Origin of the sequence: Pseudomonas sp. PICF141 (assembly GCF_002286815.1) — a bacterium.
Taxonomy (GTDB): domain Bacteria; phylum Pseudomonadota; class Gammaproteobacteria; order Pseudomonadales; family Pseudomonadaceae; genus Aquipseudomonas.
In genome coordinates this window covers 26,754-52,195 of sequence record NZ_MUNM01000028.1, presented here as the reverse complement: position 1 = coordinate 52,195, position 25,442 = coordinate 26,754, and the positions used below count along the sequence as shown (strand labels likewise).

The window sequence follows — 25,442 nt, the reverse complement described above, 5'->3', positions numbered from 1 at the left end:
GCATTACCTCAAGTGAAACGTGTGTCTTCATGTCGCGCGGGACGGCTGTGCTGGCGCTGCCGAGCCTGACCTACAGGCTAGATGATTTTCAGCCCGATCCCGGAAATGATTCGTTTCAGTCCACCGGGCGAAGTGCTGGCCGGGCGACTATGCTCAGATCACTCGGATCCAGAACGATTCTTGCTCCACCAGCGATCAGGGAAGGGATACCCTCTATGAGCTCGTCGCACCAACCTGCTGTCGGTACAGGCGCATGTCAGTGAACACGCTGCTTGCGCGCATTAATCGTCGGATTCTCATCGTCGATGACACCGCGTCCATCCATGAGGATTTCACCAAGATTCTCAGCCCGCCTTCGATCGAAGACGACAGCCTGATCAGCGCCGAAAACGCCCTGTTCGGGACTTCGACGTCGGTATCGCAGCAAAGCTTCGTCATCGACTCCGCGTTTCAAGGCCGCGAAGCGCTGGACAAGGTCGAGAGCGCACTGGCGAATGACTCGCCCTATGCGATGGCCTTTATCGACATGCGCATGCCACCGGGCTGGGACGGTCTGGAAACCATCGAACGCTTGTGGCAAGTCGATCCCAAGCTGCAGGTCGCGCTCTGCACCGCGTATTCCGACTATTCCTGGGAAGACATCGCCGAACGTCTGGAACTGGGCGATCGCCTGCTTATCCTGAAAAAGCCCTTCGATGCCATCGAGATCCGTCAGATGGCCAGCGCATTGACCGCCAAGTGGCAAATGACCGAAGACGCGGCGCTGAAGATGTCCTTGCTGGAGCACGCGGTCGAAGAGCGTACCCGGGAATTGTCCGACGCCAACATCATCGTGCAGAACAGCCCGACCATTCTGTATCGGCTGCGGGGCGAACCGTCGTTCCCGTTGATGTACATCTCCCACAACATCACCAAATACGGGCACATCGCGGCGGCCCTGGTGGCTTCATCCAACTGGGCGCAGGAGCTGATCCATCCTGACGATCAGGCAAAAGTCGATACAGCGATGGCCAGGGTACTGGACCGTCATGCGTCGGGGGCTTCCATCGAGTTCCGGATGCGCACCGGTGACGGAGACTGGCGCTGGGTCGAAAACCGCTATATCCCGGTGCGCGATGATGAAGGCCGCTTGCTGGAAGTCGAAGGCATCATCATCGACATCACAGAACGCAAACTGGCCGAGGAAAAAATCGCCCTGCTGGCCCGCACCGACGGGCTGACCGGGCTGGCCAACCGCGCGACGCTGATCGAGCGGTTGCACCAGGCATTCGCCGCCGCCCGGCGCGGGGCCACACCGTTCGCCATGTTTTACCTGGACCTGGATCACTTCAAACGGATCAACGACACCCTGGGCCATCCAGTGGGGGACCTGCTGTTGCAAGAAGTCGCCGGGCGCATAAAGAACTGCGTGCGCGAAAACGATGTGGTCGCCCGACTGGGTGGCGACGAGTTCGCGATACTGCAACTGGACGTCGGCGATCCGACCCAGTCAGCGGCCCTGGCCGCCAAGGTCCGCGATGCACTGGTGCTGCCCTACTCCCTGGTCGGCAACGATGTGCGGGTTTCGGTCAGCATCGGCATCAGCAGCTATGCGCCGGTCAGCCTGAGTGCCGACAGCCTGTTGACCCAGGCCGACATGGCGCTGTATCGCTCCAAGGAAAAAGGCCGCAACCAGTACCACTTCCATTCCGAGGAAATCAATCAGGAAGTGGTCGAGCGCATGACCATCGCCAACGACTTGAAAGCGGCCATCGAACACGACGAACTCGAACTGCGCTACTGGCCCGAAGTGGACCTGAGCAGCGGCAAGATCCTCGGCATGGAAGCACAAGTCAGCTGGAACCACCCCTTGCGCGGTTTGCTGGATGCCCAGGCGTTTTTGCCCGCGGCGGAAAAGACCGGCACCATCATCGCCCTCGGTCACTGGGTGCTGGAGGGCGCCTGTCGGCAAATGCGTCAGTGGCGTGACGAAGGCATGGCGCCACCGGTGGTGGCGATAAAACTGTCCCTGGCTCAGCTCAAAAGTGGTCCTGAACTGATCTATGACGTATTGCGCACCACCGCGCGCTGGGAACTGTGTCCGTGGGACCTGCGCTTCGACGTCACCGAAGCCACCCTGGCCCAGACCAAGTGGACGCACAACGATGTACTGCCGCGCCTGCGTGAGTTGGGGGTGAAAATCGCCATCGATGATTTCGGCACCGAATACTCCTCCTTCGATTACCTCAAGACTTATCAGGTCAATCACCTGAAGCTCGCCCAGAGCTTCATCGACATGGCCGCACGCGACCCCGCCAGCGCGACGACGTTGCGCGCCATCATCAACTTCGCCCGCGATGTAGGGATCGGCATTATCGCCGAGGGCGTAGAAACCCAGGAGCAACGCAGTTCGCTGATGGCCACCGGCTCACCCATGAATGCCCAGGGTCACTACTTCAGCCAAGCGGTCAGCAGCCAGCAGGCCGCCGAGTTGCTCAAGGCCGGGAGCATCCTGCGCGCCAACCACGCAACTGCAACGACGCCGGATGACCCGCCGCGTGCCACGGAGGACAAGGAATGAAAACTCCGTTCGTCCAGGCCAACCGGCGCATCCTGATCATCGACGACACACCCTCGATCCATCAGGATTTTCGCAAGATTCTCGGCCCCGATACCGACGATGAAAAAACACTCGCCGGCACTGAAGCCGCGCTGTTCGGCACCCCGCAGTCGGAACGGCTGGTATTTCAGCTCGACTCCGCCTACCAGGGCGAAGAAGCCCTCGAACTGGTCAAATGCGCCCAGGCACAAGGTCGGCCTTATGCCATGGCGTTCACCGACATGCGCATGCCCCCGGGCTGGGATGGCCTGGAAACCATCGAACGGCTCTGGAAGGCCGACCCTCACCTGCAAATCGCACTGTGCACGGCGTTCTCCGATTACACCTGGGAAGCCATGGCCGAACGACTGGAGTTCGGCGACCAGTTGCTGGTGTTGAAAAAACCCTTCGACAGCCTGGAAATCCGCCAGATGGCCAGCGCCCTGACCTGGAAATGGCAGCTGGCACAGGACGCGGCCATGAAAGTGCACACACTGGAGCAAACCATCGAGGCCCGGGTCCATGAGTTGCTCAAGGTGTCGCACCTGTTGCAGTACGACGTATTGACCGAATTGCCCAACAGCACCTTGCTGGGTGATCGGCTGAACCAGTCACTGGCCCTGTCACGTCGCCATGACAAACAACTGGCGGTAATGTTTCTGGGGCTTGATCGCTTCAAGCGCATCAACAATGCCTTGGGTCATCCGACCGGTGACGAGATGCTCAAACGTGTCGGGCAAAATCTGGTGGCGTGCGTGCGCGCATCCGACTCGGTGTTTCGTTACGGCTCCGATGAGTTCGTGGTCATCCTGGCTGACATCCACCACCCCCAACAGACCAAGGGCATCGCTGAAAAGCTCTTGACCGCCATACGCGCGCCTCAACACATTGCCGGCCACGACCTGAGCGTGACGGCCAGCCTGGGCATCAGCATCTACCCAGAGGACGGTTTCGATGCCATCGCGCTGATAAAAAAAGCCGAAACCGCCATGCGCAGCGTCAAGGACAGCGGCCCGAACGATTTCAGTTTTTTCATCGATGAGATGAACCAGCGCGCCCGGGAACAGCAGAGCATCGAATCGGGTATTCGCCTGGCGCTGGAACGCAACGAATTTGTCCTGCACTACCAGCCAAAACTTGATCTGGACAGCGGCAAGGTGGTCGGCGCCGAGGCATTGATCCGCTGGAAAAAACCGGGGCAAGGCTGGGTTTACCCGACAGATTTCATCGGTGTGGCCGAGGACAGCGGCTTGATCGTACCCTTGAGCAAATGGGTGCTCGCCCAGGCCTGTCGCCAAGCCCGCGCCTGGCAGGTCAAAGGTCTGCCGAAACTCTGCATGTCGGTAAACGTGTCGGCCATCGATTTCCGTCAGCGGGACTTTGTCAAAGGGGTCGAACAGGTACTCGAGCAAACCGGTATGGACCCCACCTTGCTGGAGCTGGAGATTACCGAAGGCGTATTGATGCAGAACGTCGATGCCACGATGGTCGCGCTGAATCGGCTCAAGGTATTGGGCGTACGGCTGGCTATCGATGACTTCGGCACCGGCTATTCGAGCCTGAGTTACCTGCAACGGTTTCCCATCGATGTGTTGAAAATCGACCAGTCATTCATTCGTGGCCTGAGCCGTGACACCAATGACGCGGCCCTGGTCAGCGCCATCATCAGCCTGGGCAAGAGCCTCAAACTGGCCGTCATTGCCGAAGGGGTGGAAACCCTCGAGCAATTGAATTTTCTCAAGGCGCACCATTGCGAGGAAGGCCAGGGTTATTACTTCAGCAAAGCCGTGGAGCCGGAGGCCTTCGTGCACTACCTGATGTCCATGCAGCCCGACGCAGCCAAATGATCGATGTGCAACGACACCCTTTGCCAAGGAATAACAAGATGTCGCGCTCCTTCTACTACCTGCTCCTGATGCCTTTGACCGGTTTTTGTCTGATAGCCAATGGCGAACTATTGAACGGCCCGCTCAAACCCTTGCCCCCCGTCCCCCCGCAAAATCCTTTACAAGTGGAGCTCGGTCGCCAGTTGTTCAATGAGCCGCGTCTGTCAGTCAATAACAGCCTGTCCTGCGCCAGTTGCCATCGTCTGGAAATCGGCGGCGCCGACGACAAGGCCTTTTCCATCGGCTTCAACGGCGTGCCTCTGGCGATCAATACCCCCAGTGTGTTCAACGCCAGCCTGAATTTCCGGCAATTCTGGAATGGCCGCGCCGACACCCTGGAACACCAGGTCCATGAAGTGGTGCAAAGTCCCAATGAAATGGGCAGTCATTGGGAGCATGTCGTCAAGACGCTGGCCGCCGACCCGACTTACAAAAGCGCATTCGCCAAGGCCTACCCGGACGGCGTGACCATGAACAATGTGCAAAATGCGCTGGCCACTTACGAGCGCACGTTACTTAGCGCCAACTCGCGTTTCGACCAATACCTGATGGGCAACACCGAGATTCTCACCATCGAGGAGAAATACGGCTACCAACGCTTTCAGGAGTACGGCTGCATCGCCTGCCATCAAGGGGTGAATATCGGCGGCAACATGTTCCAGAAATTCGGTGTCATGGGCGATTACTTCGAGGTTCGAGGCAATCCCACCGAAGCCGATCTGGGCCGCTATCTGGTCACCAAGGCTGAAGAAGACCGCAACGTGTTCAAGGTTCCGAGCCTGCGCAACGTCGCCGTCACCGCACCGTACTTTCACGACGGCTCGGCCAAGACCCTCGAAGAAGCGGTAGACGTGATGTTCAAGTTCCAGCTTGGTCGCGTGCCCTCTGACAAGGACAAGACCTTGATCATCAAATTCCTCAAGACCCTGACCGGTGAGTGGGGAGGCAAATCCTTATGAAAACGTACCACCGTCGCAACCTTTTACTGCTCAGTGGCGTGGCTGTGTTGCTGGCCTCGACACTGCTGTTTCTGTACCTCAAATCAAGCTCCGACCAGACCTCGACATACGCTGAGTCCCGGGACCTGATTGGCCGGATCAAACAGTTCAACGCGCAATGGGAAACCGAGATCCTCAAGTCCAGGATTGCCATCAGTCACAACTACGACCCATTGGTTGCACCGCTGACCGAGATGACACACCTGTGGCAGCGGTTCGAGACGATGGAGTCCGGCCATGGGCGCAACGACTCGCCCACCTGGCGCGCCAGCCGTGAGGCCTATCACACCGCCATCAAGGAAAAAACCCGACTGGTGGAGCAGTTCAAATCGCACAACGCGGTGCTGCGTAACTCACTGGCGTTTTTGCCCACCGCCGAAGACGACATCCAGCAACCGCTGACCCAACTGCTCGACGAAGACAAACTGCAACTACAGAACATCGCCACCGACACCTACGACTTGCTCCTCAGCAGCCTGGAATTCGCCCAGGTCACCTCCGACGACAAAGCGGCCGATATCCTGGTCGGGTTGAACAAACTGCGGGTGAACAAGGAACGATTACCGGAGCAGTTTCATAGCCCGATCGATGTCTTGAGCAATCACATCGCGCTGATCCTGCGGGAACAACCCGTGGTCAACCGGCTGCTGGAAAACATCGAAGCCGTTCCCGTGGCCGCACGGCTGGACGACATGACGGCGCTGCTGAACAAGGACCAGCAGCAAACCGATGCAGCCAACCGGCGCTACCACCTCTACATGCTGGTATTTTCGACGCTGCTGGTGATGGTGCTGGTGTACCTGGCCATTCGCTTGATGCGCAGCTTCGGGGAGATCAATCGGGTCAACAAGGAGCTGCAAACTGCCAACGACGTCCTCGAACAACGGGTCGAGGAGCGCACCCGCGAACTCAAGGATACCCAGAGCGAACTGCTCGACACCGCTCGCCAGGCCGGCATGGCTGAAATCGCCACTAACGTGCTGCACAACGTCGGCAACGTGCTCAACAGCGTGAACATTTCCACCGACCTGGTCACCCGCAAGCTGCGTAACAGCAAGACCCAGGGACTGGGCAAGGCGATGCAGCTGATCAATGCCCATCAGGATGATCTGGGCGCCTTCCTGACCCAGGACGAGAAAGGAAAACTGCTGCCCGGTTACCTGAATCAACTGGTGGAGGCCATTGCCCTTGAACAACAAGGCATGGCCGACGAACTCGGGCAACTGAGCAAAAGCGTCGATCACATCAAGGACATCGTCGCCACCCAGCAATCCTACGCAGGTGCCAACAGCCTGATGGAGCCGTTGCACATCAGCGAACTGCTGGAAGACGCCCTGCGGATGAACGCCGGCGCCCTGACCCGGCATCACGTCACGGTGGTCAAGGAGTACGGCGACGTACCGCAAGTAATGGGCGACAAACACCGGTTGTTGCTGATCCTGATCAACCTGATCAGCAACGCCAAATACGCCATGACCGACCTCAGCAACCGCCCGCGGCAAATGACTCTTGGGGTGAAGGTCGTCGAGGACACGATCCTGCAAATCAGCGTCAAGGATGACGGCGAAGGCATCAAGCCGGAGAACATGACGCGGATCTTTGCCCATGGCTTTACCACCCGCAAGGAAGGTCACGGCTTCGGCCTGCACAGCTGTGCCCTGGCCGCCATCGAGATGAACGGCCATCTCACCGCCCACAGCGACGGACCGGGCAAAGGTGCCCTGTTCACTTTGCAGATCCCGTTGAAACCCGTCATGGAGGAAGCATGAGCGATCTTTCAAACCGACGCATTCTGCTGATCGACGACACCCCATCCATCCATGAAGATTTTCGCAAGATCCTCACCCCGACATCAGCGCAGCATACAGAGCTGGACGAAATGGAAGCCGCGCTGTTCGGCAGCGAAGTGAAACCCGCCAACCTGCTGTTCGAGCTGGATTCGGCCTATGGCGGTCAGGAGGGGCTGGGCAAACTCCTCCAGGCATTACAGGAAAACCGTCCCTATGCGCTGGCCTTCGTCGACATGCGCATGCCCGAGGGTTGGGACGGCGCGCAGACCATCGAACACCTGTGGGAAAAAGATCCGTTGCTGCAAGTGGTGGTGTGTACCGCCTATTCCGACTATTCCTGGGACGAACTGCTGGAACGCTTGCACGCCCATGACCGCCTGCTGATTCTGAAAAAACCGTTCGACAACATTGAAGTCCAGCAGATGGCCAACACCCTGCTCACCAAATGGGAAATGACCGAGCGGGCGTCTGTTCAGATGAGCCATCTGGAGCATCTGGTGGATCAGCGCACGGCCCAGTTCAAGCAAGCCAGCGAGGCGTTGCAGCGGGAAATCGACGAGCGTAAACAGCTTGAATCGCAATTGGTGCAGTCGGAAAAACTCGCTTCGCTGGGGCAACTGGCGGCGGGCGTCGCCCACGAAATCAATAATCCCATCGGCTTCATTTCCTCCAACCTCGGCGCCCTCGATGGCTACTTCAAACAACTGCAGGACATGCTCGATGCCTATCGGGAGGCGGAAAGCGCCATTGCCTCAAGCGAGGTCATCGAGCAACTCGGCAAGTTGCGTGAACGGGTGGAACTGGACTTTCTACGCGAAGACATTCCGCTGTTGATCAAGGAGTCCAAGGAAGGCATCGGTCGCGTCGGGCAGATCGTCAAAGACCTGAAGGACTTCTCCCGCGTCGACTCCAATCAGGAGTGGCAGTGGACCAATCTGCATCAAGGTATCGAGTCGACCTTGAACATCGTGGCCAATGAACTCAAGTACAAGGCCGATGTGGTGAAGGAGTTTCAACAACTGCCCGACATCGAATGCCTGCCCTCGCAAATCAATCAGGTCATCATGAACCTGATCGTCAACGCGTCTCAGGCGATAGGACCGGAACGGGGCACCATCACGCTACGCACGGGCCTTGAAGGTGAAAAGGTGTCGATCGAGATCGCGGACACGGGATCAGGTATTGAACCGGACAACCTGCAGAAAATATTCGACCCCTTCTACACCACCAAACCGGTGGGCCAGGGGACCGGACTGGGGTTGTCCCTGTCCTATGGCATCGTGAAAAAACACCAGGGCGATATTTCGGTACGTAGCGAAGTCGGGGTGGGCACCACGTTTCGGGTTGAGTTACCGGTGCGGCAATCCTGGCCAGCCTAAACACGCTCCCACCCGGGTGCTCCAATACTGCCATCGCCCGTAAGCTGGAAATCTCTGTCCACAGGAGATCTCTGTGGCGAGGGGGCTTGCCCCCGTTCGGCTGCGAAGCAGTCGTAAAACCTGCAAAGGAGATCTGTCAGGACGTATGCAGTGAGTCGTTTGGGACTGCTGCGCAGTCCAACGGGGGCAAGCCCCCCTCGCCACAAAAGCCTGCATGCCACTGCCTGCCATTACTGAGTCCGCCCCCAAGGAAACCATTTGGGCTTGTCCCTCCTGAGCCGCTACGCCCTTTTCCAAGTGACCCGCCGTAAGGTCTGGTGCCGCAGATTAATCATTACCAGGCGAAGGATTGTAATGTTGTGTTGATGGATGCGTTGTGACGTCAACCTCAAGGGGCGTTGACGCTTGCCCCCGAATAAACAAACGGGCTTCGCTGTCCCCTTCCTTTAGCACCTGCACCTGCTTCCAGTGCCTGGGAAACAGGGCGTCGTGTTCAGGACGAGCGTAACCCGTTACCCACCAGATCCGCTTGGCCGTCAGTTGCAAGGTGGAAAAATCGTCGAAGAGAATGGAATGCAAATGACGAGGAATGAGTGCCCAACCACCGTATTCGGCGGTTCCCCACAAGCGGCCTGTCGGTGGTTTGAAGACGTATAACTTCGGCTGAATGCCTGTGGGGTTGTAGTACGTGAACGGCAAGTACCAATAGAGGTTATCCACAACTATTTCGTCACCCGGACGGACTTCGCGGCCAAGCCCTGCGACCACGGCGTCGAGTTTTGCGTCTTTGCGAATGCTTGTCCCGTTCATTTCATCGGTTTGTGCGTAGACCGCCGAAAGCCCGTGTACTTCTGCCAATAACACCAACGCCATGGCGACAGCGGCCAGAATGGCATGGCGTTGGCTGAGTGCGTCCAGGGCGAGCGCAACGATCAGGGGCAACGCGGCAGCCGCGAACACCAGGTACCTGGCGTTGAAGACCGGCACGATCAGCGACACCAGAAACACGCTCAACACAGGCACAAAAAAATAACTCACCAGCAAGACATTGAAAGGTCGCGGCTGGCGTGATTTGAGTAGCACCGCCGCGGCGCAAACAACGATCAACGCCGAGGGCAACACACGCCATAAGGTTGAATAACTGGCCGAATCGCCCATCATCACCAGTTGCCAAACGAAGGTCAGCGCTGTTTGCCAAGTGAGCGGCGGAATCCACTCAAGCCCGTCCATTCGCAACACTTGATCGAAGAAATGAGGAATCCACGGCAGGTACAACACGACGATTGCGCTGTTGACCATGACCCACGCACGAAACGTTATTGCCTTGGGCCGACCGTTCTCGCGCGCTCGCCACCAACAAAGCCAATGCACCAGAACGCACAGTGCGGCGAAGTAGTGCGTGTAGAAAGCAGCCGACATCAGCAGCACGTAAAAAACCGGATAACGTTTTTGATCCGGTGTCTTGATCCAGCACACCAGCGCCACGGTCGCACCCATCAGCCAAAAGCCGAGCAAGGTGTACATGCGCACTTCCTGGCTATAACGCACCGACATCGGCAGCAACGCCAACAACACGGCGGCAATCCAGGTCGCCTTTCGCGTCGTCACCAGACTCATCAATTTGATGCACAGCAACAGCGTGCCGACATCCGCCAATGCACTCAGGGATCGCGCAGCCAACACGCCATTGCCGAACAGCACCATCCAGAAATGCAGCAAGACATAGTAAAGCGGCGGATGAACATCCCGTGCCGTCGTAGCCCAGATGTACGCAGGCGAGCCTTCAGCCAACAAGATGCTGTAGGCCTCGTCGTACCAGATGACCGGCACGGTGATGGAATGAAACCTTGCGAACAACGCGAGGACGATCACCGCCACCAGACCTGCCCTGTCGGCCATCCGGGCTGGAAAACGTTCGGGAGGGATCGAGGTAATCATCAGGCTCACCACTGCAGCGTGGTGATCGGGGTCGGCTCTTTCATGACGATGAAACCGTAATCGCCCAGCAGATAGATGCGATAGAACTTGCTCTCCACTAGCGGTGGATAACCCTGATAACCGACCAGGGTTGCGTTGCGCCGCTCCCTCTCGGCGACCACATTGGTGATGCCCGCCTTCGGCAGGTTTTCGGCCAGCATGAAGAAGTTGATGTTCAACAGATATTGCAAGACCGGCATCTGCTGGAACGACCCCGCGGCCCCCACCAACCAGTGATCGGAATAATTTACCGCCAGGTAAATGCGCTTGGCCTGGTGCAGTTGCCGATGGGCCGCAATGTCATGCGCCAGGGAAAACAACGCGCTGGACGCAAAAGTGTTCTGCACCGTCAGCACGCGGCCATAGGCATAAGACAACGAAAGCATGGCCAACAGCGGCACTGCCAACAGCAGCGGCAGCCGCTCATGGATGGGCGCCAGCGCCAGATGGCTCAAATAGAACAACAGCACCAGCAACACCGCGAACCCCATCAAGGTTCTGGCGCCTTCATTGAAGTCGCGGAAAAACAGCGCAACCCCCGACACCAGTAACGTCACGACCGGCACGGTCAGCACACACACCAGGCCCATCACGATTTTTCTCAGCCCCGACTCCTGGCGTTCCATCACGTTGCCGGCCAACCGTACGCTGCCCGCCAGAGCACACAACAGCAGCACGGCGAACACCCAGGTGAATCCACCGTGAAACAGCAGCGCGACTTTTTCCAGCACCCGGCCGATGTTGATTTCAAGTTGCAGCAAGGGCGCTGCTGCCCAGTTGAGCAACAAGGCGCGATCCTGATTCATGTAGGGGTAAGCCGTGACGCTGTAGATCAAGCCGCCGAGCCCTGCCTGGACGAGTTTCCAGCCGATCAATTCGTACCATTGCCGCCAGGCCCATTTGTCATTCGCGCCTCTAAGCAGTTCCAGGCAACACAGCCCCAGAAACACATTCAGGCTCACCTGATAGAGCCCCAGCGCCAGCGCAATCAGGAAGGCCGGCACCAGCCATTGCAAAATGCGCGAGGGGTGACGAAAAGTGATCGCATAAATCACTGCCACCAGGCCCATGGCGATGGCAGGCCCGTCGTATTGATACGACAGGTTTTGCAAAAAAAACGGGTTGTACCAGAGCGGCAACAGTACCAGGCAGCAAGATAGCGTAGGCCGTGGGTAGTAATGGAACGTCAGGCTGGTCAACGCAAAAGCCATGGCCAGCGTGGCGATCAACAGCGGCAATGGAAAGATGTTCGGTGCGCCATCGCTGAACGTCAGCAGGTTATAGAACAGCTCGGTGAACAACCGTCCCTGCCCGGCCCAGGCCGTACCGGCCGACAGCGAACGCCAGTTGTCATCGATGTAGGGATAGTCCGCGAGGATCAGCGCAATGACATAAACCAGCGTCGCGATCAAAAAAAACAGCCAGACCCGACGACGCCCGAGCTCTTTGCTAAAAAAGTCGCTCAGCCTGCCCATGCTAAAGCCCGGTCCGGTCTTTGCCGCCAATGACGTCTTTGACCACATAACGCGGCCGATGCTTGGCTTCGATGTAGATGCGGCCGACGTACTCACCGAGGATGCCGATACCGATCAATTGGACGCCGCCGAGAAACAGAATGGCCGTCATCAGCGAGGGATAACCGGGGACATTGTTACCGAAGAAAATCTTGTCCAGCACCATGTACACCGCGTACAGCACCGCGAAGATCGAAATGCCGCCACCGATATAAGTCCACAATCGCAACGGCACCGTGCTGAACGAGGTAATGCCTTCCAGCGCCAGGTTCCACAGTTTCCAGCCATTGAACTTGCTGCGTCCCGCCACTCGCCGGGCCCGCTCATATTCCACCACTGCCGTGGTGAATCCGGCCCAGGAAAGAACGCCCTTCATGAACAACTGGTGCTCGGGAAGCGCACGAATCACATTGACCACCTTGCGGTCCATGAGCCGGAAATCCCCGACGTTTTCTTCGATCCGTGTGTAGGAAATCCTGTTCAGCAAATGATAGAAAAGCGATGCGCTGTGACGTTTCAGATAACTGTCACTGTCACGATTACGGCGTTTGGCGAGCACCACATCAGCGCCCTTCTGCCACTCGGCAATCAACTGCGGGATGACGCTGATCGGATCCTGCAGGTCCACGTCCATGGGAATCACCGCATCGCCGGTGGCGTATTCCAGGCCGGCAAACAACGCCGGTTCCTTGCCGAAGTTGCGGGAAAAGTTGATCAGCAATACCAGATCATCGACCTGTGCCAGCGCCTTGGCCTGCTCAGCCGTCCGGTCGGTACTGCCGTCATTGATGAACACGATCTCGACTTCACAGGGGTCAAGTTTCAATTCGCGACGCACCGCCTGGTAGAACAGATTGATCGCCTGCTCTTCATTGAATACCGGGACAATCAGCGAAACTTTCACGTTTCACACTCCTGAAAAACGAAGTGTAGATGTTGGACAGACCGCCATCAGGGGGCGTTCTGGGCGCGAACGGCCCAGCAGACCGACGGACACGCCGTCGCGATCCGTTCGCTATAGACCCCTGAGACATTCGGTAATATCCAGCCTTTTGCAATTGCCGACGAATCACGCCACCCTGCGCGCCGCTCGCCCCTACTCAACCGGTTCAAGAGCCCGCCATCATGACGTTTGAACGCGACCACCGAATCGACTTTTTTCGCGGCCTGGCCTTGATCTTCATCTTTTGGGATCACGTGCCACAGAACCCGCTCGCGCAGTTCACGGTGCGTAATTTCGGGTTCAGCGATGCGGCAGAAATTTTTGTGTTCCTGGCCGGGTACGCGGCCGTGCTGGCCTACGGCAAAATCGCCCGGCGCGACGGTTCCTGATCGCCACGGTAAAAATCCTGCGACGCGCCTGGCTGCTTTATGTGGTGCATATCTTTTTGCTGGCGCTGCTGATGGGCATCGTTTTTTTTGCCAACAGCCACGTGGAAACCCGTGACCTGGTGCAGGAAATGGGCTTACAGTACTTTCTCAACAATCCGCAGCAGGCATTGATGGATGAGCTGTTGCTGCGCTTCAAACCGAACCTGACGGACCCGCTGCCGCTGTATATTTTGTTGCTGCTCGGACTGCCGCTGGTGCTGCCAATGCTGCTGCGCAAGCCTGGATACGTGGTGGGATTGTCGGTGGTGGTGTATTTGCTGGCGCCATGGCTTCAGTGGAACCTGGCGGGCACCGACGGTGGCGTGTGGTTTTTCAACCCGATGGCCTGGCAACTGCTGTTTATTCTCGGCGGCGCGGCGGCGATTCACGGGCAAAGGCCTGGGGCGCCGCAACCTCGACCGCTGACCCGGCAGCCGGTTTTTATCGCCGCGCTAACCTATCTGATGGTCACCGGGCTGATTGCGGTGTCATGGAAATGGCCGGCCATGCATGAAGCCTTCATGCCCCAGACACTCGCCGAATGGCTCTATCCGATCAGCAAGACCAACCTCTCGCCGGCGCGCCTGCTACATTTCCTCGCCCTCGCCTACGTCACCGCCAGGTTGTTGCCCGACAACGGCTGGACGCAACACTGGCTCGCGCGGCAAAGCTGTCGCATGGGCCGTTATTCGCTGGAAGTGTTTTGTTTCGGCGTGCTGCTGGCGCCGTTGGCGGACATGCTCAACGCCTTGGGCGCGAATGCCCTGGCGATGCAGGTATTCAGCGCAATGTTGGGGGTCGGGCTGATGATGCTGCTGGGGGCCTGGCTGGATTTCAACAAGCGGTTGAATCGCTCGATTGTGGTGTCGGCGGCTTAAGATCAAAAGATCGCAGCCTCGTTGCACTCGACAGCTCCTACAGGGTGTACACCATCCCAATGTAGGAGCTGCCGAAGGCTGCGATCTTTTGATCTTCCAAAACGCAAAAGCCCCGGTCATCCAAACCGGGGCATTTGTATTTCTGGCGTTACAGACTCAAGAAGCCGAACGCACCGCACCTTGCGACACATTGGTCGGTTGCAGCTTGAACAGGTAGAACAACACCGTCAGCAGCACCAGGAAAGCAGGCCCGACATACAGCGCCACGCGAGTATCCGGGAAGTACGCCATCAGGCCGACCACCAGCACCAGAAACGCCAGCGCCAGGTAAGAACTGACCGGGTACAGCCACATGCGGTACTTCAGGCCGGCACGTTCGCTGGCGCTCAGGCCTTGGCGGAACTTGAGCTGGGCCAGCAGGATCATCGCCCAGGTCCAGATCGCGCCGAAGGTGGCAATCGCGGTGACCCAGACGAAGACTTTCTCTGGCACCAGATAGTTAAGCAACACGCCCAGCAACAAGGCACCGATCGACAGCAGCAAGGCGCGACGCGGCACGCCATTGCTCGAGGTCTTGGCGAAACCGGCCGGGGCCTGGCCATTCTGCGCCAGGCTGTAGAGCATGCGCCCGGTGCTGAAGATGCCGCCGTTGCAGGACGACAGCGCCGCAGTGATCACCACGAAGTTAATGATGCCGGCGGCGGTCTTGATGCCCAGGCGCTCGAAGGTCATCACAAACGGGCTGCCCTGGGTGCCAATTGCGTTCCACGGGTAGATCGACAGGATCACGAACAAGGCGCCGACGTAGAACAGCAGAATCCGCCAGAACACCGAGCCGATCGCATCGGGAATGGTCTTCTGCGGGTTCTTGGCTTCACCGGCGGTCAGGCCGATCATCTCGACGCCCAGGTAGGCGAACATCACCATTTGCAAGGACATCAACACGCCTTGCACACCGTTGGGCATGAAGCCGCCGTGGGCCCAGAGATTGGAAATTCCCAGGGCGACGCCGTCGTTGCCGAAACCGAATGCGATCACGCCAATACCGCCGACCACCATCGCAATGATGGTGACGATCTTGATCAGGGCGAACCAGAACTCGAACTCACCGAAGGCTTTCACCGCGATCAGGTTGATCGAACCCATGCTGATCAAGGCCGCCAGCGCCCAGATCCAGCGCGGCACGTCGGGGAACCAGACGCCCATGTACACCGCCACCGCAGTGATTTCCGCGACGCAGGTCACCAGCCACAGGAACCAGTAGTTCCAGCCGGTCAGAAAACCTGCCAACGGGCCGAGATAGTCTTGAGCGTAACGGCTGAACGAGCCGGCGACCGGGTTATGTACAGCCATCTCGCCGAGGGCGCGCATGATGACCAGGATCGCCAGACCGCCAATGATGTAGGAGAGCATGATGGCCGGTCCGGCCATTTCGATGGCCTTGGCCGAACCCAGGAACAGGCCTACGCCGATACAGGCACCGAGCGCCATCAAGCGAATATGCCGTTCGCCGAGTTCGCGTTTAAGCGGGCCGCCCTGAGCGGTTTCGCCGTGAGGCAGGTGATTGCCGACTGGCATAAGTACAACCTCGTCTTGTTATTGGATATGACCACCGAGTGTCGAGGCGCCGACCGATAAGCCAGTGCCTGTTGATACCGGGCCTGCCTCGTGGGCAGACACGTCTTGCAGGACAAACCTGCAAGATCAGCGGGACGCGCAGTATAAAAAGCTTCCAGCAGGATTTTTCACTCTATAAACCACAACATTCAGCCATAACTCGCGGCGAAAGCGCGGTTTACGGAGGGGCATTACCTACCTTATGCAGGATTATTCGCCACTGAAACGGCGCCGAGTATTGCACGGCAATGGTGCATCGTCATGCCTCTACTTCGGCAGCATTTACCGCCTTGAAGCGTCTGGCCCAGCTGTTTCAGACAATCACCCCTTGCGGTGAAGGAGCTGAGTCTGGACCGGGGACATGGTGCTGCTGTGGCAAGAGAGCTGCTGTGTGGCAAGAGAGCTGTTGTGCAGCAAGAGAGCTGCTGTGGCGAGGGGGCTTGCCCCCGTTCGGCTGCGCAGCAGTCGCAAAACCGTTGCACGCGGTATGTCTGATACTACATTGGGGGTTCAAGTTTGGGGGGGACTGCTGCGCAGTCCAACGGGGGCAAGCCCCCTCGCCACAACTCTTGGCATAACTGCACCTTCACCGCAGTTAGTCCTTCGCAGTAATCGGAATATTCACTCAACAATTACGGACCCATTCCAGAAAGTCGGGAACTAGCCTGAGAACGTCAAGTTGACTACTTACGCAAGGAAGCAATGGATTGCCTAATCAACCAAACTCTCATCGCCTGCGCTTTGGCAGAGCCTCCGAAAACGGCCGCGCTTACCTCATCACCGCAGTTATTCACGAACGCCAACCTATATTCTCTGACTGGCAATTGGGACGTCTGCTGGTCGCAGAACTGCGTCGAGTTCACGACGCGGGGTTAGTGGATTCAATCGCTTGGGTAGTGATGCCCGATCATTTCCATTGGCTAATGCAGCTGCGGGACAACAATCTGGGCAGTGTTGTCGGCTCTACCAAGTCACGCAGCACCCAGGCGGTGAACAAAATGACCGGTCGGAGTGGTCCGCTGTGGCAAACCGGCTATCACGATCGAGCAATCCGCGATGGCGAAGAACTCCTGCCGTTCGCTCGTTACATTGTTGCCAATCCATTGCGCGCAGGGTTGGTGGAAAAAATTGGCGATTACCCGCTCTGGGATGCCTGCTGGCTATAACACTGAACAGCGCTTGCCCCGTTGGACTGCGTAGCAGTCCCAAAAACAAGCAGCACTAATTTGTATCAGACATACCGCGTGCAACGGGTTTGCGACTGCTGCGCAGCCGAACGGGGGCAAGCCCCCTCGCCACAACAGCCCCTCGCAACAGCAAACCGCCTCCCCACAACAGCCGTCTTGCCACAAGAAATGGTGTGTACTCGATATTTGGTTGTTCACTATTTCCTCACCAACGCCAACCACCGTCTAAGCTTCAAGCAAGTCCGATCAATCTGCGTGAATGGATCAGTCGACTATGGGCGCTTTGTGGCAAACCGATTCGAGTAAAACCGTGGTTCCGACTGAACGAGTGGATGAAGCGCCTTTACCTGAGAAACCCCGTCGCTCCCGGCACGGCTGGGGGGCTTTCTGGTTGCTGTTGCTGATTATCCTGATTGTCCTGGGCCTCGCCGCGGCCAAGGAAATGCGCACCTCCAAGTTTCAGGCCCGGGAAATCAGCCAATACGCCGCCTCGCTGAAGTACGAGCTGAAACCCGGGCCCAGCGATGCGATTCGTTACCCTGGCGCAGGCCCGTTCGATCAGCGTTTGGGTTACAGCGCCATGGACGAGTTTCTACCGCGCCTGCTCAAGCGCGATTACGTCATAGCAGCACAAACCCGCTTTTCCCCCGCGCTGATGGACTACACCGACAAGGGTTTTTTTGTGCCCTATGCCGAAAAAATCCAGGCTGGGCTGTCGATCACCGATTGCCGCGCGGCCCCGCTGTACCAGTTCAAGTACCCCCAGCAACTCTATTCAAGCTTTGCCGCGATCCCGCCGGTCGTGGTCAGCAGCCTGCTGTTTATTGAAAACCGTTTTTTGCTCGATCCCCGTCAGCCCCAGGCCAACCCCGCCGTGGACTGGCCGCGGTTCGGCAAGGCGGCGTGGTCCCAGGTGGCCAAGCTGTTGGGCTTGCCCGGTCAGTCGGCAGGCGGCAGTACGCTGGCCACGCAACTTGAGAAATATCGGCATTCGCCTGATGGCTTGACGGTGTCGGGTGCGGAAAAGATCCGCCAGATGATTTCCGCCAGCGTGCGCGCCTATCAGGCGGGGCCGGACACCCTGCAGGCGCGACAAAACGTGATTCGCGACTACCTCAACAGTGTTCCGCTGTCGGCGGTACCGGGCCATGGTGAAGTGCATGGCATGGCCGAAGGTTTGCGTGTCTGGTACGGCGCCGACTTCAACAAGGCCAACGAACGGCTGGCCAGCACCGACACCGACCCGAAAAGCCTGTCGGAAAAAGGCCTGGCCCTACGCGAAATGCTGTCACTGATGATTGCTCAGCGCCGCCCTTCCCATTACTTGACCAAGGGTCGTGATGAATTGGCCAGCCTCACCGACAGTCATATCCGCCTGCTGTCGCAAAACGGCGTGATCGATGCGCCACTCGCCACGGCGGCATTGGCCAGTAAAGTGATTTATCGCGACTGGGCCACCCAGCCCACCATTCAGCCCATCGAGACCAACAAAGGCATCAGTGTGGCGCGCAGCCGCCTGGCCGGTTTGCTCAATCGTCCGCTGTATGATCTCGACCGCCTCGACCTGTCCGCCACCAGCACCTTGCAAGGCGAACTGCAAACCCAGGCCACCGCGTACCTCAAGCAGCTGGCCGATCCCGCTTATGCAGCGGAAATCGGCCTGATCGGCGAACGCCTGCTTACCCCCACCAACACCGCGCAGGTGCGCTACAGCTTCACCCTGTTCGAACTGACGCCGGACGGTTCGCGCGTGCGGGTGCAAACCGACAGCACCGACCAGCCATTCGACATCAATGAAGGCAGCAAGCTGGAACTGGGCTCCACCGCAAAAATGCGCGTGCTCACCACTTACCTGCAGATCATCGCCGAACTGCACGATCGCTACGCCAGCATGAGCGTCGCCGAATTGAAGAAAACCGAAGTCGCCGACCCGGATCGTCTGTCCCGCTGGGCCGTCGATTACATGATTCAGAACACCGACCGCAGCCTGCCGAAAATGCTCGGCGCCGCGCTGGATCGCAAATACTCCGCCAGCCCTGGCGAGGCCTTTTTCACTGGCGGTGGACTGCACACGTTCGTCAACTTTCGCAAGGAAGACAACGGCCGCCTGCCGACCCTGCGCGATGCGCTGCGCGAGTCGATCAACCTGCCATTCATTCGGCTGATGCGTGACCTGGTGCGCTACAGCACCTACGCGGGCCCCAACAGCAGCGCCGAATTGCTCAAGGACGACCGTGACCCGCGGCGTCAGGAATACCTCGCTTCATTCGCCGACAGAGAAGGCACTTCATTTCTGTTGAAGTTCTGGAAGAAATACCGCAACAAGGACACCCAGGCGCGGCTCGAGACCTTTCTCCATGGCATGCGCCCGACGCCGATTCGCATGGCCGCCGTGCATCGTTATCTATTCCCCCAGGCCGACCAGGAAGACTTCAATACCTTCGTACGCTCACACCTCAAAGGCGCCAAGCTCACAGAAAAACTGACCGATGAACGCCTCGAACGCCTCTACCTGAGTTACGGCCCTGGCAGTTACGACCTGCCGGATCAAGGCTTCATCGCCAAGGTTCACCCGCTGGATCTGTGGCTGATCGGCTACTTGTTGAACAACCCCGACGCCAAGTTCAGCCAAATTGTCAAAGCCAGCCAGTTCGAACGCCAGGAGGTTTACAGCTGGCTATTCAAAAGCCGTCACAAGGGCGCCCGCGACAGCCGCATCCGTACCATGCTGGAGATCGAAGCGTTCCTCGACATCCACCAGCGCTGGCAGAAAGTCGGCTATCCGTTCGACCATCTGGTGCCATCGCTGGCCACTGCGATCGGCAGTTCGGGCGATCGCCCCGCTGCGCTGGCTGAATTGATCGGCACCATTCTCAACGATGGTGTGCGGATGCCGACATTGCGTATCGACAGCCTGCACTTCGCGGCAGATACGCCCTATGAAACCCGCCTGGTCAACAATCCGATGGTTGGCAAACGAGTGATGCCTTCGGAAGTGGCCGCCGCGATGCGCGAAGCCCTCTCGCAGGTGGTGGACGCCGGCACGGCCAAGCGCCTGGCCGGCAGCTTCAAACTGGCCGATGGCACCCCGTTGGCCATGGGGGGCAAGACCGGCACCGGCGATAACCGCATTGAGGCCATCGGCTCCGGCGGGCGGATTCTCAGCTCCAAATCGATCAACCGCACGGCAACGTTCGTGTTCTATATCGGCGACAAGCATTTCGGCACCCTCACCGCCTATGTTCCCGGTCGCACGGCGGAGAATTTCAAATTCACCTCGGCGTTGCCCGCGCAGGTGCTCAAGGGCATGGCGCCGATTCTGTCGCCCTATCTGCAACCGGGCACCCAGACGTTGTGCCAGGGAACGGTGACAACGGCTGTGCGCTAAGCCGGATCAACCCAGTGACCCGGCGTGGCGGTATCCATCTATTTTTCACTCTTCAATTTTGAGTGCGAAGTGCATTGGCGACCGCCATTTCCTCCCGGTATTTGAACTTTTTTTTGGCAACCCCGTTACCTAGGCTGATCGTCCCAGCAATGATCAATGGACGATCCAGACATGCCTACTGCGCCACCCTCCCAACCCAGCAAAAGTGTTCATCACCAAGTCATCAAAAACGCCATCCCGCCGTGGCTGGCAAACGCCTCGGCACATCGCGTCAATGCCCTGAAAAATGTCCGACTGACGCTGCCCGAGTGGCACCGGAACGCCCCGGCGGCCGCTCACCAACAGCTTCAGAACGCCGTCAGACAACATTGGCTCGCCCAGAACAACGTGGATCGGATGCTCAGCGGCCTGCAGGATGCGTACGCCTTCGCCGAGCCCTTGCTGCAAAAAGCCTTGAAGGACCGGTTCGGTATAGAAGATGAGGTCAAGGACATCTGGCTGCATCTGTATGCACCCATAAAGGGGGCCTGGTGGGTGCGTGACTTCGCATCCGCCACACGAAGCCGAACCGTGTCTTTGCTCGATGCGGCGCTGCACAACTTTGCCAGCGGCGAAACATTCCATGCCGATTCGGACTTCATCACCCGGCCCGACGCCCGGGGCCATTTCACTACCCGACATTTTCAGCCACAGGTGACGGTCGAACAGTTCCAGGCGCTCTGTCGTGAACTGGACATCGGCGCTCAATATGAACGGCATTTAAAATCGTTTTTACAGCCGGCCGATGCCTTGGCCAGGAACGTGTTGCGTCATAAAGTCATCGACAGCCAGAAAAAAAACCTGGCTGCCGCCGCCAGCATGGCGCTGATGAAAAAAGATATCGGTGCACAAGCCCACCGCGTGATTCAGGGCATGCTTGATGCGCGCAAGCATCTGCAATGGCACGGCAAGCCCGTTCACTATTACAACCTGAGCATGATGGACGCCGCGCTGACCGGCATTGTGGTGATCGCCCCCGATGTGCTGACGGCGACCACTGCCACACCGCTGATTGCCTATGTCCCCCACGATCCCGAACACCCGCTCAAGGAATATTCCTCGGGGCTGGCATTCATGACCGAACTGACCCGCCAACTGCGCGATGGCTCGACGACAGAAACCGCCGCCGATAACTACCAGGTGTTCTTCAGTCAGTTTGTTGCGCAACATCAGCGCGGCCATTTCTTCGCCCGGCTCAATGACCGGCTAAGCAAAGTGAAATGGCAGCAGGCACCTCCCGGCGGCAGTCTGCCCAGCTGGCGGGAAACACCGGTGGATAATCCGAACCTGCAATTCAGCCTTACCAGAATCGAAGACGATCGTGAGACCCGCTATACCGGTGATCTCTGGGCATATGTCTACCAGCGCAAACTCAACAAGATTTTCAACGATGCCCGGGAAATCGCGATTTCCACCGCCTACGCCGATCGCATGGCCCGTTGGGCGTGGTGGGACAACCTGGAAAAAATGCTCTCGGACATTCTCAATGTCGCGTTGCTGGTGGTCACGCCGTTCGTGCCCTATCTGGGCGAACTGATGCTGGCCTACACGGCGTTTCAATTGACCGAAAGTGTGTTCGAAGGCGTTCTCGACCTGGCTCAGGGCAGCTTGGCCGAAGCCGGGGAGCAAGCCATTGGCGTGCTGGAAAGCGTGGTTCAACTGGGCGCATTCGCCGCTGGCGTAAAAATCGGCAGCAGCGCCGGTTTGCGCCTCTCGCCATTTGTCGAGAGCCTCAAGCCGGTACAGATGGGCGATGGCCAGACCAAGCTATGGAACCCCGATCTGTCGGCTTATCAACAGCCGGACCTTGCCTTGTTCAATGGCGCCAAGCCTGATCAATTGGGCATTTACCGGCATGAAGGCAAACAGTTGGTGCAGTTGGACAGTCAATTGTTCGAAGTGGAACAAGACCCCGCCACCGGACACCATCGCATCCTGCATCCGCAACGCGTCGACGCCTACGCACCGACGTTGCGGCACAACGGCCACGGAGCCTGGGTCAGCGAAACCGAACATCCGCGCCAGTGGGAAGGTTCGACGCTGATGCGGCGTCTCGGTCATGCCGCCGACGACTTCAGTGATTCACAACTGGAACAGCTGCGTCAGATCAGTGGCACGGATGAAGCTGTATTGCGCAGAATGCATGTAAAAAATGCCCCCCCTCCGCCGCTCCTGACCGACACCTTGCAACGCCTCGCACCGTCTGCCCAGAATGTCATTGCGGCGCCGCCTTCCGATATCGCCGGGCTGCTCAAAGATTTCCCCGAACTCCCCGCCAGCGTTTCGGAAAAAATCCTGGCCGGCGCCACCGCCGTTGAACATCAGCAGATCGCACAACACCATCGTCTGCCGCTGCGCCTGAAAACCCAGGCACGGGAGCTGCAGTTCGAGACGCAATCGGTCCGGGCCGCCCAAGGCCTGTACGGCGATGCCCCGAGCAACATCGATACCGAACGCCTGGTGCTGGGAGCCCTGCGTATTCACTCCGACACATTCGCTGACTTGCGCATCGAGATCCGTCAGGGGACGCTCGATGGAGCGCTTCGTTGCAGCGCTGGCGCCGAAGACGCGACGCACGTGCGGGTACTGATTCGCGACGACTCGGGAAATTACCAGCTGGGTGATGCGTCGAATCCGCGGCGTGATGAAGCCGTTGGCCTGTTGGAAGCCATCCTCCTGGCCACGCAAAACAATGGGCGAAATGCCTTGGGCTATAAACCGGGTGATGTCGAGTTCTTCAGGCAATGGATGATTGCCAAGAGCGCTGCCCCCGCTGAGCGTCGAAGCGTTCTTGCCACGCCGCCGATTCGCGCCGTTGTCGAGCATGAAACGATGTTCCTGGTGCGCGGAGGAGCCCTCAGCCGGGGCGGCGAAACCCTGCAGGAGCGCATTCAGGATCTGCACCCCGACTTCAGCGCCAACGAGGTCGAGGCCTTTGCCAATGCCTTGATCGCAAAAGGCGAACCACTGCAGGCTATTGAACAACAGGAAAACGATTTCGATGAACTGCGCGTAATCCTTAACCGTTGGGAATACCAGCAACCGCAGACCTGGGGCCCTGGTAGCCAGGGCTTTCGCGAAAAAGGGGGGCGGCATATCGCCGAACGCCTGATCGAATGCTTCGAACGCAAGAATACCGAATTGGGTACGCGTACCGATCCGGACAGGTATTCGCTCGACCTGTCTCGGGAATTGCTGTCACTGGATTTGCAGACCTGGTGGTCGAAACGCCCCGAGCTGAAGAAGTTTCTCGACAAGATTACTGTGCTGAAACTCGATAACACCCGATTTTCCAGCGAGTCGAATGGCCTGTTGAAGGACTTCCCGAACCTGCGCGAACTCAGTGCCAAAGCCTGTGAGCTGACACGTCTGCCCAAAAGTATCGGTTCCATGCACAGACTTGAACGCTTGAGGCTGAGCGACAACCAGATTGTGCTGGATGCGCCGGCGGTGCAGCAGCTGAAAAACCTGACGTACCTGGAAATCCTCAGACTCGAAAACAACCCGTTGGCCTTGCCGCCGCATATTGGTCGCATGCCGCGATTGAAGGTGGTGACGCTGCGCAACACCGGGCTTGCCACCTGGCCGGAGGGAGTGCTTGCCAAAGCCCGTCCTCGCGGGTTTTTCCTGGATTTGCGCGATAACCCCATCATCCAGATGCCTGACGTTGTTCCCGGCTCGTCACAAGCGGCAATCGTGGCCCGCACGCGGCTGAGTATCGAACGCCTGACAGAACCCGACTTGTTGCACTATCAAACGCTGCGTCGTTCCGTGGGGTTGCCGCCCGAATCTGTCGCCCCTTCAGCCAGGGCGAATCCACCGCTGATCATTTCCAACAATTACGAGGCGCACTGGCGCGCTGTGCCGGGTTGGGGAGTTGATCGCAACATTCTATTGTCGGAACTGATGGATGAACCCCATGCCGAACGCTTCGTGGCCACGTTGCTCGATGCTCAGTACTCTGCCGACTTTCTGGCCGGCGGTGAAGCCCGGACGAACCTGTTGCAGCGGGTATGGCGGGTGATGGATGCCGTTCATATCGACACTCGCCTGCGGGAAAAACTGTTCATCATGGCCATCGACCCGGTCCGCTGCGCCGACGCCGGCGCGCAGTTGTTCAACAACATGGGCATAGAGGTACTGGCCTCCGAGGCCTATTCCTTTTCCATTGGCGCCGAGCAACTGGAGCAAAAACTGGTCACCCTGGCCAAAGGTGCCGCCCACCTGGAAATGGTCAATGACATTGCCCGGGCCGACATGGCCAGCCGTCCCGGCACCCCGGACGAAGTCGAAGTCTACCTGGCTTACCAGACCGGCCTGGCCCGGCGCTTGAATCTGCCATGGCAATCGGAGCACATGCTGTTCCGGGAAGTGTCAGGTGTCAGCGACGCGATGATCGATCAAGCCTATGACACGGTTCTGGCGCTGGCCGAAGGCGACGGTCTGGTGGACCGGATGCTGGAGCAGGCGTTTTGGGAAAACTACTTGCTTGAACGCTATCCCGTAAGGATGGAAACCAATAAGCGGCGATTCCAGAACAAGAGCGCGCAGCTCGATGATTTGCAAACCGCGCAACGGCAATGGGCCGACAAAACCCTCACTGAATTGCAGCGTCGCGATCTGAAAAACCGGCTGACAACATTGATGGACGGATTCTCGATCCGTGAAACAGAAGTATTCATCGATGAGCCGCTGGGTGATGAAATCATCAACCGCTTGCTGGTCGATCTGGGGAATGACGAAAAAGAACTGGCCAGAAGCCTGACTCGCGCAGCGTTGAGCCGAGCCGCCTCGTAAAACCTTGACTCGCCTGCCCGGCCGCACGGTCAGGCGAGTTGCC

At 58.4% G+C, this 25,442-nt stretch carries 12 protein-coding genes and 1 pseudogene; 9 read left to right on the top strand and 4 right to left on the bottom strand.

Annotation, left to right across the window (positions count from 1 at the left end; all coding sequences use genetic code 11):
• Window positions 1-253 precede the first annotated feature (253 nt).
• From BZL43_RS05520 to BZL43_RS05500, 5 genes are read left to right on the top strand one after another with little or no spacing between them, the layout of a single operon-like run.
• Window positions 254-2,560 carry an EAL domain-containing protein gene (locus BZL43_RS05520; protein ID WP_095631374.1) on the top strand — a complete coding sequence of 769 codons (2,307 nt, stop codon included), beginning with the start codon at window positions 254-256 and terminating at the stop codon, window positions 2,558-2,560.
• A complete protein-coding gene (locus tag BZL43_RS05515) occupies window positions 2,557-4,425 on the top strand; it encodes an EAL domain-containing protein (protein WP_095631373.1) in 1,869 nt (622 codons plus the stop codon). The genes BZL43_RS05520 and BZL43_RS05515 overlap by 4 nt, the downstream gene beginning before the upstream one ends.
• 38 nt (window positions 4,426-4,463) lie before the next feature.
• Window positions 4,464-5,423: a cytochrome-c peroxidase gene (locus tag BZL43_RS05510; RefSeq protein ID WP_095631372.1), complete on the top strand. Its 960-nt coding sequence runs from the start codon at window positions 4,464-4,466 to the stop codon at window positions 5,421-5,423.
• On the top strand, window positions 5,420-7,231 hold the full coding sequence (locus BZL43_RS05505; RefSeq protein ID WP_095631371.1) for a DAHL domain-containing protein: 1,812 nt from the start codon (window positions 5,420-5,422) through the stop codon (window positions 7,229-7,231). Before BZL43_RS05510 ends, BZL43_RS05505 begins: the two co-directional genes overlap by 4 nt.
• Window positions 7,228-8,631 (top strand): ATP-binding protein, encoded by a 1,404-nt coding sequence (locus tag BZL43_RS05500; protein ID WP_095631370.1) that lies wholly within the window; start codon window positions 7,228-7,230, stop codon window positions 8,629-8,631. The genes BZL43_RS05505 and BZL43_RS05500 overlap by 4 nt, the downstream gene beginning before the upstream one ends.
• A gap of 327 nt (window positions 8,632-8,958) precedes the next feature.
• On the opposite strand, the gene BZL43_RS05495 is transcribed toward BZL43_RS05500, so the two are convergent.
• From BZL43_RS05495 to BZL43_RS05485, 3 genes are read right to left on the bottom strand one after another with little or no spacing between them, the layout of a single operon-like run.
• Entirely contained in the window at window positions 8,959-10,569 is a 1,611-nt protein-coding gene (locus tag BZL43_RS05495; protein ID WP_095631392.1) for a glycosyltransferase family 39 protein, read from the bottom strand.
• A 5-nt stretch (window positions 10,570-10,574) separates the two neighbouring features.
• Window positions 10,575-12,083, bottom strand: a complete 1,509-nt coding sequence (locus BZL43_RS05490; RefSeq protein WP_095631369.1) for a glucosyltransferase domain-containing protein — start codon at window positions 12,081-12,083, stop codon at window positions 10,575-10,577.
• Between the two features lies 1 nt (window position 12,084).
• Window positions 12,085-13,026: a glycosyltransferase family 2 protein gene (locus BZL43_RS05485; protein WP_095631368.1), complete on the bottom strand. Its 942-nt coding sequence runs from the start codon at window positions 13,024-13,026 to the stop codon at window positions 12,085-12,087.
• A 221-nt stretch (window positions 13,027-13,247) separates the two neighbouring features.
• On the opposite strand from BZL43_RS05485, the pseudogene BZL43_RS05480 reads away from it, so the two are divergent.
• A pseudogene (locus tag BZL43_RS05480) lies at window positions 13,248-14,371 on the top strand (OpgC family protein).
• A 156-nt stretch (window positions 14,372-14,527) separates the two neighbouring features.
• Here the strand turns inward: BZL43_RS05480 and BZL43_RS05475 are convergent.
• Entirely contained in the window at window positions 14,528-15,949 is a 1,422-nt protein-coding gene (locus BZL43_RS05475) for an amino acid permease (RefSeq protein ID WP_095631367.1), read from the bottom strand.
• A 746-nt stretch (window positions 15,950-16,695) separates the two neighbouring features.
• On the opposite strand from BZL43_RS05475, the gene BZL43_RS05470 reads away from it, so the two are divergent.
• The 3 genes from BZL43_RS05470 (at window position 16,696) to BZL43_RS05460 (ending at window position 25,399) form a co-directional block, all read left to right on the top strand.
• On the top strand, window positions 16,696-17,154 hold the full coding sequence (locus tag BZL43_RS05470) for a transposase (protein ID WP_095631366.1): 459 nt from the start codon (window positions 16,696-16,698) through the stop codon (window positions 17,152-17,154).
• Window positions 17,155-17,449: 295 nt separating this feature from the next.
• Window positions 17,450-20,563, top strand: a complete 3,114-nt coding sequence (locus tag BZL43_RS05465; RefSeq protein WP_095631365.1) for a transglycosylase domain-containing protein — start codon at window positions 17,450-17,452, stop codon at window positions 20,561-20,563.
• A gap of 171 nt (window positions 20,564-20,734) precedes the next feature.
• Window positions 20,735-25,399 (top strand): dermonecrotic toxin domain-containing protein, encoded by a 4,665-nt coding sequence (locus BZL43_RS05460; RefSeq protein ID WP_256582808.1) that lies wholly within the window; start codon window positions 20,735-20,737, stop codon window positions 25,397-25,399.
• Window positions 25,400-25,442: the final 43 nt, after the last annotated feature.

Bases quoted from the DNA above. Each gene is read 5' to 3' on its own strand.
- BZL43_RS05495 (WP_095631392.1), bottom strand. From the start codon at position 10,569: ATGATTACCTCGATCCCTCCCGAACGTTTTCCAGCCCGGATGGCCGAC.
- BZL43_RS05505 (WP_095631371.1), top strand. From the start codon at position 5,420: ATGAAAACGTACCACCGTCGCAACCTTTTACTGCTCAGTGGCGTGGCT.
- BZL43_RS05510 (WP_095631372.1), top strand. From the start codon at position 4,464: ATGTCGCGCTCCTTCTACTACCTGCTCCTGATGCCTTTGACCGGTTTT.
- BZL43_RS05465 (WP_095631365.1), top strand. From the start codon at position 17,450: ATGGGCGCTTTGTGGCAAACCGATTCGAGTAAAACCGTGGTTCCGACT.
- BZL43_RS05520 (WP_095631374.1), top strand. From the start codon at position 254: ATGTCAGTGAACACGCTGCTTGCGCGCATTAATCGTCGGATTCTCATC.
- BZL43_RS05490 (WP_095631369.1), bottom strand. From the start codon at position 12,083: ATGGGCAGGCTGAGCGACTTTTTTAGCAAAGAGCTCGGGCGTCGTCGG.
- BZL43_RS05460 (WP_256582808.1), top strand. From the start codon at position 20,735: ATGCCTACTGCGCCACCCTCCCAACCCAGCAAAAGTGTTCATCACCAA.
- BZL43_RS05515 (WP_095631373.1), top strand. From the start codon at position 2,557: ATGAAAACTCCGTTCGTCCAGGCCAACCGGCGCATCCTGATCATCGAC.
- BZL43_RS05500 (WP_095631370.1), top strand. From the start codon at position 7,228: ATGAGCGATCTTTCAAACCGACGCATTCTGCTGATCGACGACACCCCA.
- BZL43_RS05475 (WP_095631367.1), bottom strand. From the start codon at position 15,949: ATGCCAGTCGGCAATCACCTGCCTCACGGCGAAACCGCTCAGGGCGGC.